This is a genomic window from Rhodococcus sp. USK10 (assembly GCF_019378875.1).
GTDB lineage: Bacteria > Actinomycetota > Actinomycetes > Mycobacteriales > Mycobacteriaceae > Rhodococcus_F > Rhodococcus_F pseudokoreensis.
Window position 1 is genome coordinate 7,842,763 of the sequence record NZ_CP076048.1, and the last position, 9,826, is coordinate 7,852,588.

The 9,826-nt window shown below is 69.6% G+C and carries 10 protein-coding genes; 6 read left to right on the top strand and 4 right to left on the bottom strand.

Going from position 1 to position 9,826, the window contains the following annotated elements; genetic code table 11:
• Positions 1-11: 11 nt before the first annotated feature.
• Positions 12-1,121, top strand: a complete 1,110-nt coding sequence (locus I1A62_RS42815) for a D-alanine--D-alanine ligase family protein (protein ID WP_124392759.1) — start codon at positions 12-14, stop codon at positions 1,119-1,121.
• Positions 1,122-1,140: 19 nt separating this feature from the next.
• Here I1A62_RS42815 and I1A62_RS42820 read toward each other — a convergent pair whose 3' ends face one another.
• Positions 1,141-1,737 (bottom strand): DUF3515 domain-containing protein, encoded by a 597-nt coding sequence (locus I1A62_RS42820; RefSeq protein WP_124392760.1) that lies wholly within the window; start codon positions 1,735-1,737, stop codon positions 1,141-1,143.
• Positions 1,738-1,739: 2 nt separating this feature from the next.
• Positions 1,740-1,973 carry an Lrp/AsnC ligand binding domain-containing protein gene (locus I1A62_RS42825; RefSeq protein ID WP_072937768.1) on the bottom strand — a complete coding sequence of 78 codons (234 nt, stop codon included), beginning with the start codon at positions 1,971-1,973 and terminating at the stop codon, positions 1,740-1,742.
• Positions 1,974-2,258: 285 nt separating this feature from the next.
• On the opposite strand from I1A62_RS42825, the gene I1A62_RS42830 reads away from it, so the two are divergent.
• From I1A62_RS42830 to I1A62_RS42840, 3 genes are read left to right on the top strand one after another with little or no spacing between them, the layout of a single operon-like run.
• Positions 2,259-3,143, top strand: coding sequence for a thiamine-phosphate kinase (locus tag I1A62_RS42830; RefSeq protein ID WP_374710726.1), 885 nt, complete (start codon positions 2,259-2,261; stop codon positions 3,141-3,143).
• Positions 3,144-3,152: 9 nt separating this feature from the next.
• Positions 3,153-3,674: a gamma carbonic anhydrase family protein gene (locus I1A62_RS42835; RefSeq protein WP_124392762.1), complete on the top strand. Its 522-nt coding sequence runs from the start codon at positions 3,153-3,155 to the stop codon at positions 3,672-3,674.
• Positions 3,674-4,348 carry a uracil-DNA glycosylase gene (locus I1A62_RS42840; protein WP_219458094.1) on the top strand — a complete coding sequence of 225 codons (675 nt, stop codon included), beginning with the start codon at positions 3,674-3,676 and terminating at the stop codon, positions 4,346-4,348. The genes I1A62_RS42835 and I1A62_RS42840 overlap by 1 nt, the downstream gene beginning before the upstream one ends.
• A gap of 75 nt (positions 4,349-4,423) precedes the next feature.
• Here the strand turns inward: I1A62_RS42840 and I1A62_RS42845 are convergent, their stop codons facing one another.
• Both I1A62_RS42845 and rpmB read right to left on the bottom strand, forming a co-directional pair.
• Positions 4,424-5,212, bottom strand: a complete 789-nt coding sequence (locus I1A62_RS42845; protein WP_206005282.1) for an enoyl-CoA hydratase/isomerase family protein — start codon at positions 5,210-5,212, stop codon at positions 4,424-4,426.
• Between the two features lie 151 nt (positions 5,213-5,363).
• Complete coding sequence (rpmB, locus tag I1A62_RS42850) at positions 5,364-5,555, bottom strand: 50S ribosomal protein L28 (protein ID WP_005240429.1); 192 nt, start codon at positions 5,553-5,555, stop codon at positions 5,364-5,366.
• 235 nt (positions 5,556-5,790) lie between these two features.
• Here rpmB and I1A62_RS42855 point away from each other — a divergent pair, with 235 nt between their 5' ends.
• Both I1A62_RS42855 and recG read left to right on the top strand, forming a co-directional pair.
• Positions 5,791-7,470 (top strand): DAK2 domain-containing protein, encoded by a 1,680-nt coding sequence (locus I1A62_RS42855; RefSeq protein WP_124393011.1) that lies wholly within the window; start codon positions 5,791-5,793, stop codon positions 7,468-7,470.
• An 8-nt stretch (positions 7,471-7,478) separates the two neighbouring features.
• Complete coding sequence (recG, locus tag I1A62_RS42860) at positions 7,479-9,737, top strand: ATP-dependent DNA helicase RecG (RefSeq protein WP_219458095.1); 2,259 nt, start codon at positions 7,479-7,481, stop codon at positions 9,735-9,737.
• Positions 9,738-9,826: the final 89 nt, after the last annotated feature.

Genomic DNA, 9,826 nt, shown 5'->3' on the forward strand with positions numbered 1-9,826 from the left:
CGGTTTGTGTCGTGAGTAAACCGCGTACCCGGGTAGCCGTCATCTTCGGTGGCCGCAGCAACGAGCATTCCGTGTCCTGTGTGTCGGCCGGAAGCGTCCTGAGGAACCTCGACCCGGAACGGTACGAGGTGGTGCCGATCGGCATCACCACCGAGGGTTCGTGGGTTCTCGCCTCCACCGACCCCGAGACGCTCTCCATCCGCGGCCGCGCGCTGCCCAGCGTCGATGCCGAGGGGTCCGCACTGGCGCTCACCGCCGATCCGACGCGGTCCGGCGACCTCGTCGCCCTCGACGACGGCGAAGCGGGCAAGATCCTGGCGTCCGTCGACGTCGTCTTCCCAGTCCTGCACGGCGCCTACGGCGAGGACGGCACCATCCAGGGCCTGCTCGAACTCGCCGGTGTCCCGTACGTCGGTCCCGGCGTGCTCGCGAGCGCGGCTGGCATGGACAAGGAATTCACGAAGAAACTGCTCGCCGCGGAAGGCCTGCCGATCGGGTTCCAGGTCGTCCTGCGCCCCGGCACCGCCACGCTGACCCACGAACAGAAGTCGCGCCTCCACCTCCCGGTGTTCGTGAAACCTGCCCGCGGCGGGTCGTCCATCGGCATCACCCGGGTGGCCGACTGGGCCACACTCGACGACGCCATCACCCACGCCCGCAGGCACGATCCCAAGGTGATCGTCGAATCGGGGATCCACGGCCGCGAGGTCGAGTGCGGAGTCCTCGAGTTCCCGGACGGCGAAGTGCGGGCCAGCGTCATCGCCGAGATCCGGATGCCGGAAGGCACCGACGAAGACGACGAGGCGTTCTACGACTTCGACAGCAAATACCTCGACGACGTGTGCGAGTTCGACGTGCCCGCGAAACTCGAGGACTCGGTCAGCGACGAGATCCGCGAACTCGCGGTGCGCGCATTCTCCGCGCTCGACTGCCAGGGACTCGCGCGCGTCGACTTCTTCGTCACCGAGGACGGCCCGGTGATCAACGAGATCAACACCATGCCGGGATTCACGTCGATCTCGATGTACCCGCGCATGTGGGACGCGGTGGGCGTCGACTACGGCACCCTCGTCTCGACCCTCGTCGACACCGCCCTCGCGCGCGGTACCGGCCTGCGGTAGCGAAACGGCGGTCCTGCGCTCAGGGATTGGCGACCGGCGCCGGATCGAGGGGCTTCTGCGGCAGTGCCTGCGACACGGCGCCGGAGATGTCCTGGAGCGGCGTCGGGCCCACCCCGGTAGGAACCGTGAGTCCGATGTACACGCCGCGGTCGACGGCGAAATAGCTGCTCGCGTCGATTCCGGCGCTCGCACCGGAGATCTCGAACCACTGCACCCCGTCGATCACCTGAAGCGCTGACGCCTGATCGAACTCCGCGGGACGGTCCAGGCCGCACCGCAGCACGAGGGGTTCACCCTCGGCCGGCTGCCACGCGGCGGTCGCCTCGGGTGCGGGTTCGGTGAGTTCCGCCCGGGTGTAGTCGCCCAGCGCGTCGGGGAGGCCCGCCATCAGGGCGGCGCACTCCGCGGAGCCGGACGCCGGCGCGGGCACCGGACCCAGCGACACGGGTTCCTTGGCCGGGTTCCGCCCGGCGAACACCGCGGCGACGACGATGCCGATGATCAGGGCAACGGGTAGTGCCACGGCCGTCGCGATGAGCGCCGGATTCCGTCGCTCCGCGGGAGCCGCGCCGGAAGTGCCGTCGGATGCGTTCTGTTCGGGTTCGGGATCGGACATGCTCAGTTCTTGTTCGCAGACTTTTCGGGGACGTCGCAGGTGAGGGTACGGGTGATGCCGGCGACCTGACGGATCTCCTTGACGACGGGAGCGACGTCGTCGGCGGACACCCGCACGATGACGTCGTACGGTCCGACCACGTCCTCCGCGGTCCGCACTCCGGTGATCTTCGCGATCTCGGTCGCAATCGCCGCAGCCTTGCCGACTTCGGTCTGGATCAGGATGAACGCTTGCACTCTCGCTCCGGCCCTTCCCTGTTCCGCCCCGCAGGTATCTCGGTAGAGTCGCGGGTGCTTCGGCGCGCTGATCGGTCACGTGCCGAGTAGTCCCGGCAACAGCTAAAAGGTACCGCAGTCGCACATTCCGTCGACCGGACCCACGGCCGTCGCGCGGGTCACCCGACACTACGGCGCGCGTGGAGGCACACCATCACACCGACGGATTCCCCGGACCCGACTCCGCCCCGCACCGTCGCCGACGTCGGCGAATTCGCCGTCATCGGCCGTGCGGTGGACGGCCGGGTGCAGCCCCCGACCACCCTGATCGGACCCGGAGACGACGCCGCCCTCGTCCGCGCGGCCGACGGGCGGGTGGCGGTGTCCGCCGACATGCTGGTGCAGGACAGGCATTTTCGCCTCGACTGGTCTTCGCCGCGAGACATCGGCCGCAAGGCGGTGGCCCAGAACGCCGCCGACGTCGCGGCGATGGGTGCGCGGCCGACGGCGTTCCTGGTATCTCTCGGTCTGCCGCCGGACACGCCGATCGACGTGGCGGACGGCATCTCCGCGGCGATCGGGGAGAGCGCCGAGGAACTCGGAGCCGGCGTCGTGGGCGGGGATCTCGTGCAGGCCGCCCAGGTCGTGATTTCCGTCACCGTCCTCGGCGATCTGGGCGGGCGGAGCCCGATCCGGCGGTCGGGCGCGCGGCCGGGGGACGTGGTCGCGGTGGCCGGGGAACTCGGCCGATCGGCGGCCGGTCTCGCGCTGCTGCTCGGCGGATCCACGGATTTCCCGGACCTTCTCGCCGCGCACCGCGTCCCCACCCCGCCGTATGCCGCGGCCTGGGCCGCCGCCGACGGCGGTGTTCACGCGATGACCGACATCTCCGACGGGCTCCTCGCGGATCTCGGCCACATCTGCGACGCCTCCGGAGTCGGGATGTCGCTCACCAGATCCGACATGACCGTGTCACCGGAACTGGTGTCGGCGGCGACGAGTCTCGGCGCCGACCACTGGGAATGGGTGCTCACCGGGGGAGAGGACCACGGCTTCACCGCCACCTTCCCTGCCGACGTCCCGCTCCCGGCGGGGTGGACCCGGATCGGCGTCGTCCACGACGGGTCCGGCATCTCGGTCGACGGCGAGACCTGGCCGGGGGCCGGCGGCTGGCAGAGTTTCGCGGTATAGGTTGCACGCATGGCTATCTACGCGCTCGGGGACCGCGAACCCGACATCCATCCGGACGCCTACGTCCACCCTGACGCCGTGGTGATCGGAAACGTGACCCTGGCGGCGGGAACCTCGGTGTGGCCGCAGGCCGTGCTCCGCGCCGACTACGGCACCATCACCGTCGGCGCCGACACCAACATCCAGGACGGCACCGTCATCCACTGCACGGTGTTCGATCCCACCGTCATCGGCTCGGGATGCGTCGTCGGCCACGCGGCGCACATCGAGGGATCGACGATCGGCGACCACTGCCTGATCGCGTCCGGTTCGATCGTGCTCAACGGTTCGGTCATCGGCGAAGGGTCGATCGTCGGAGCAGGCGCCGTCGTCCCGTTCAAGTTCGAGGTTCCGCCGCGGAGCATGGCGCTCGGCGTCCCCGCGAAGATCCGGCAGGGCTACGAGGTCCCCGAGGGGCACCTCGACAGGAACGTGAAGATGTACGCCGCGAACGCGGCCTACTACCGCGAGTCGCTGCGCAGGCTCGACTGATGGCGGCGCCGCTGTCGGACCTCGTCGAGGCCGGATGGGCCGAGGCACTCGAGCCGGTGTCCGGACGGATCACGGAGATGGGCGAATTCCTGCGCGCGGAAATCGCCGGCGGTCGTGAGTACCTCCCCGCCGGTGAGAACGTCCTGAGGGCGTTCACCCACCCGTTCTCCGAGGTCAAGGTCCTGATCGTGGGCCAGGACCCGTACCCCACACCCGGTCACGCCGTCGGTCTCAGCTTCTCGGTCGCTCCGGAGGTGAGGCCGGTTCCGCGCAGCCTCGGCAACATCTTCACCGAGTACAGCGAGGACCTCGGCTATCAGACGCCGACCACCGGCGACCTCACCCCGTGGTCCCGCCAGGGCGTGCTCCTGCTGAACAGGGTCCTCACCGTGCAGCCGGGACTCCCGGCCTCGCACCGGAAGAAGGGCTGGGAGGCAGTGACCGAACAGGCCATTCGCGCTCTCGTGGCGCGCCCCGAACCCCTCGTCGCGATTCTGTGGGGCCGGGATGCGTCCACCCTGAAACCGATGCTCGGCGACGTGCCGACGATCGAGTCGGCGCACCCCTCACCGTTGTCGGCGTCGCGCGGATTCTTCGGTTCGCGGCCGTTCAGCCGCGCGAACGAACTCCTCGACGGCCTGGGCGCGGAACCGGTGAACTGGCAGCTGCCGTAAAGCCGCCGCCGGGACGGCTCGTACGACCTCGTCAGTCCTGCGTTTCCTTCACCGACGCGAAATCGGCACGTCTCTTCACTTCACTGACGCGAAATCGGCACGCCTCTTTTCGATGAAGGCGTCGACGCCCTCGCGTCCCACCGGACTGTCGGCCGCAGCGGCGATCGACTCGGCCTCCGCGTCGAGTTGCTCGGCGAGAGTGCGGGACCGCGAATCGCGCACGAGTGTCTTGATCCCCGAGTAGGACGACGTCGGGCCGGCCGCGAGGGTGCGGGCCAGGCGCAGCGCCTCGTCCTGGACGACGTCGTCGCCGACGAGGCGGCTGAGGATGCCGAGGCGCACGGCCTCGTCACCGCTGAGAACGGCGTCGGTGATCAGGATCTCCCGCGCACGGGCGTCGCCGACGATGCGCGGCAGGGTCCAGGACATGCCGCCGTCCGGCGTGTAGCCGATCGACGGGTAGGCGGGGCGCAGCTTGGTGCCGGGGCCGCCGATCGCGACGTCCGTGAGGCAGACGAGGCTCATGCCGGCGCCCGCCGCCCAGCCGTGGACACCGGCGATCACCGGAACCGTCACGGCGTCGAGTGCCCGAACGAAGTCGTGGAAGACGCCCGCCACCTCGGCGACGCACTCGCTGCGCACCGGTGCGGACGCGAAGGCGCGGACGTTGCCGCCCGCGCAGAAGTTCGGGCCCTCACCGACGAGGAGGACGCTGCCGATCCGGTCACCGACCGCTTCCAGTGCGCGGGCACCCTGCACCAAGCCCTCGCCGTCCAGCGAGGTGCCGTTCTCCGCCGTCGCGATCGTGACGCGCAGGACGCCGTCTTCGAGCTGTACTTTGCTGAATCCATCGAGAGAAGTCACCGTTGCACCCTACGTGGGCCCCTGCCGGTGCCCGACGTGCCCCGATGCGCTGCGACGATGCCGAAGCGGGGCGGGCGCAGTCGTGACAGAAAAAACTGCGCCCCCGGCACCGAAGTGTCGGGGGCGCAGTGACATCGCACGCAGCGTCGGGTCAGCCCCGAGCAACCTTTCCAGCCTTCAGGCAGGACGTGCAGACGTTGACCTTCCGGGTGTTTCCGGGGGCAACCTCGGCACGAACAGTCTGAATGTTCGGGTTCCAGCGACGGTTGGTACGCCGGTGCGAGTGCGAGACCGACTTACCGAAGCCGGGCCCCTTGGCGCATACGTCGCAGACGGCAGCCATAGTCGCGAACTCCTTCAAGATAGTGAACTGTGAAATTTGCTGGCCTCGTGGAAACAGGGCACAGCAAGTGCGCCCTTAACGAGGCAACCGTGCAAGAGTAGCCGCTCGAGTGGGGAATGGCCAAACCCGGTCCCGAACGGCTCGGACCGCGGGCCCGATCACCGTCCCCCGACTAGTCTGGCGGCACCTTCCCATTCCCCGGCCGGAGAGGACGACAGTGGCCCCTGAGCTCCCGATGGACGGTCGAGTCCTCGAGTCGTGGGCGCGGACCGCCGTCGCGGGACTGGAACGGCGGTGCGAGGAGATCAACAGCCTCAACGTCTTTCCGATCCCGGACTCGGACACGGGCACCAACCTGCTGTTCACGATGCGTGCGGCGCTGGGTGCGATCGACGAGTACGCGGGCGCCGACGGCGGCACCAAGGACGTCCGGCAGGTGGCGATCGCCCTGGCGCGGGGCGCGGTCGCCGGTGCGCGCGGCAATTCCGGGGTGATCCTGTCCCAGGTGCTGCGGGGGGTCGCGGAAGCGGCCGTCGCGTCCGCCGTCGACACCCGGACGGTCCGCACGGGACTGCTGATGGCCACCAACCTGGTGACGGACGCGGTGAGCTACCTCGTGGAGGGCACCATCGTCACCGTGCTGCGCTGCGCCGCCGACGCTGCGGCGGAATTCCCGGACGAGGCGCCGATCGCGGACACCGCGCGCGCCGCCGCCGATGCGGCGGCCGCCGCGCTCACCAGGACGCCGTCGCAACTCGAGGTGCTGGGCACCGCGGGCGTCGTCGATGCGGGCGGACTCGGACTCGTGGTGATCCTCGACGCGCTCGTCACCGCCGTGACGGGTGCGCCGCCGGATCGTCCGCCGATCGCACTCCACGTTCCGCGGCGCACGCCGTCCGCACGCCGCGCCGAACCCGTGTCCGTCGCCGCGCCGCAGGCCGCACACGCGCATCCGGGACCCGACTGCGACGAGGGCGCGGACCAGGACTTCGAGGTGATGTACCTGGTGGCGGAGTCCGACGAGGCCCGGATGGCGGGGCTGCGCAGCGCACTGAACGACCTCGGGGACTCGATCGTGATCGTCGGCGACGGCGGCGGCGGCTGGTCGGTGCACGTGCATTGCACGGACGCGGGCGCCGCCGTGGAAGCCGGGCTCGCGGCGGGACGCGTCCACGGAATCCGGGTCAGCAGCTTTCTCGTGGACGCGCGGGACCAGGGGCTGCTCTTTCCGCCGGTCCGCACCCGGCCCGATCAGGGCGAGCGGGGAATCGTCGCCGTCGTGGCCGGGGACGGCGCAGCCGAACTGTTCGCGAGCGAGGGCGCGACGATCCTGCGCTGCGACGACGCCCCCGTCACCCGCGCCCAGCTCCTCGGCGTCATCCGGCAGATGGGACGGACCGAAGTGCTGGTGCTCCCCAACGGCGCGCTGACGGCACAGGAACTCGTCGCGGTCAGCGCCGCGGCGCGCGACGCCCGGCACGAGGTCCTGCTGCTCGCGACGTCCGCGATGGTGCAGGGACTCGCGTCCCTGGCGGTGCACGATCCCGAGCGCGAGGCGGTGGACGACGCGTTCGCGATGTCCGAGGCCGCCGCCGCCACCCGCTGGGGGTCGCTGCGGATCGCCCGCGAACGCGCCCTCACCTACGTGGGCACGTGCGAACCGGGCGACGGCATCGGACTGATGGGGCACGAGGTGATCGTCATCGAACCGGACGCGGTCGCCGCCGGACGCCGGCTCGTCGACCTCGTCCTCGGTGCGGGTGGAGAACTGGTGACACTCCTGATGGGCTCGGAAGCGCCCGGGGGGCTCGACACCGAACTGGCCGATCACATCTCGCAGCGGCACCCCGGCGTCGAGGTGATGATCTACCACGGAGGACAACCTGGAGATCTGTTGCAACTCGGGGTGGAATGAGGAATTCGATGGCCACATTGTCCGACCGGCTCGATCATCTGCTGGGGAAGAAGACCGCCGACGCGCTCGAGGAGGCGTTCGCCATCCGCACGGTCGAGGACCTGCTGCGGCACTACCCGCACCGGTACGCCTCCCAGGGCCGGGAACTCGCCGAGAAGGACCCGCCGGAGGGCGAGCACATCACGATCATCGCCCGGGTCACGTCCGCGGCCGTCGTGAAGATGAAGAACCGGCCGGGCAGCATGCTCAAGGTGGTCCTGTCGACCGACACCCAGAACGTGGACGTCACCTTCTTCAGTCCGCAGAAGGTCAAGCACGTGATCAAGCCCGGCGTGCGCGCGATGTTCTCGGGAACGGTGAAGTACTTCCGCAGCAAATGGAGCCTCACCCACCCCAGCTACCTCGTCCTTCCCGAACCGCGCGCGGGTAGCGAGGACCCCGTCGTGAACGTCGGCCGGATCCGCGGCGCCGGGGATCTCGCGGGCATCGCCCGGGCGTCGCAGGAAGCCGGGGCCGGGGTCGACATGTCGGTGTTCGACCTCGCGCTGATCCCGCTCTACCCCGCGACCCGGGACGTGGAGAGCTGGACGATCATGAAATGCGTCCGCCAGATCCTGGACCAGCTCGACCACGTCGACGACCCGCTGCCGGAGAACATCCGGGCCGAACGGGACCTGATCGGACTCGACGAAGCCCTGCGGTCGGTCCATTTGCCCGACACCCGCGAGGACGTCGAGAACGCCCACGACCGGCTGCGGTTCGACGAGGCGACCGCGCTGCAACTGGTGCTCGCCCGTCGCCGCCACGACAACGCCGAGCGGGTCGCGCCGGCGTGCCCGCCCGTGCCCGGCGGGATCGCGGACGTGTTCGAGAGCATGCTCCCGTTCCAGCTCACCGACGGTCAGCATTCGGTCGCCGACGAGATCTCCGCCGATCTGGCGCAACCACACCCGATGAGCAGGCTGCTGCAGGGTGAGGTCGGTTCGGGCAAGACGATCGTGGCGCTGCGCGCCATGCTCCAGGTGGTCGACGCCGGCTACCAGTGCGCGCTGCTCGCGCCCACCGAGGTGCTCGCCACGCAGCACGCCCGATCGCTGCGGGCGATGCTCGGATCCCTCGCGACCGCCGGGGAACTCGGCGCGCACGAGAAGGCGACCCGGGTGGCGCTGCTGACGGGGTCGATGGGCGTCGCCGCCAAGCGGACGGCCATGAACGAGGCGATCACCGGCGACGCCGGAATCGTCATCGGCACGCACGCCCTCATCCAGGACAACGTGGAGTTCTTCAACCTCGGGATGGTGGTCGTCGACGAGCAGCACCGGTTCGGTGTCGAACAGCGCGACCGGCTGCGGTCGAGGGCGCGGGAGGGGCTGAGCCCGCACCTGCTGGTGATGACGGCGACCCCGATTCCCCGCACCATCGCGATGACGGTGCTCGGCGATCTGGAGGTGTCGACGCTGCGCCAGCTGCCGAAGGGGCGTTCCCCGATCAAGAGCAGTGTGGTACCAGCGTCCCAGAAGCCGCAGTGGGTCGCGCGGGCGTGGGAACGGATCCGCGAGGACGTCGCCGACGGGCGGCAGGCGTACGTCGTGTGCTCACGGATCGGCGACGGCGAGAAGGGCGACGGCGAGGACACGTTCGACGAGAAGGCGCCCGAGACGAAGTCCGCCGTCGACGTGTTCGAGGAACTGAGCGGCGACATCATGGCCGACCTGCGGGTGGGACTGCTGCACGGCAGGCTGCCCGCGGACGAGAAGGACGCGGTGATGCGCGACTTCACGGCCGGCGACATCGACGTCCTCGTGTGCACCACGGTGGTGGAGGTCGGCGTCGACGTCCCGAACGCGACGATCATGGTGATCGTCGACGCGGACCGGTTCGGTGTCAGTCAGCTGCACCAGCTGCGCGGCCGCGTCGGCCGGGGCAGACACCAGGGCCTGTGCATTCTCGTCACGGAAATGAATCCGGGCGGCCCCGCCTACGAGCGACTGTCGAACGTCGCGTCGACCAACGACGGCTTCGAACTCGCGCAACTCGACCTCGCCACCCGCCGCGAGGGAGACATCCTCGGTGCGGCGCAGTCGGGCACGACGTCCACGCTGCGGCTGTTGTCGCTGCTCGGCCACGAGGACGTCATCGCGGCGGCATCCGAGTTCGCGCGGTCGGTGATCGCCGACGATCCGCGGCTCGAAAATCACCCGGGGCTGTCGGCGATGGTGACGTCGGCGCTCGACGCCGACCGCATCGAATATTTGGAGAAAACGTGAGAACTTCGCACGTCTGTTTCGGGTCTGTTGCAGAATTCGCACACGTCAGGGGCATCTTTGTGAAGTTTGTGGAGAATCTTGCAATGTGG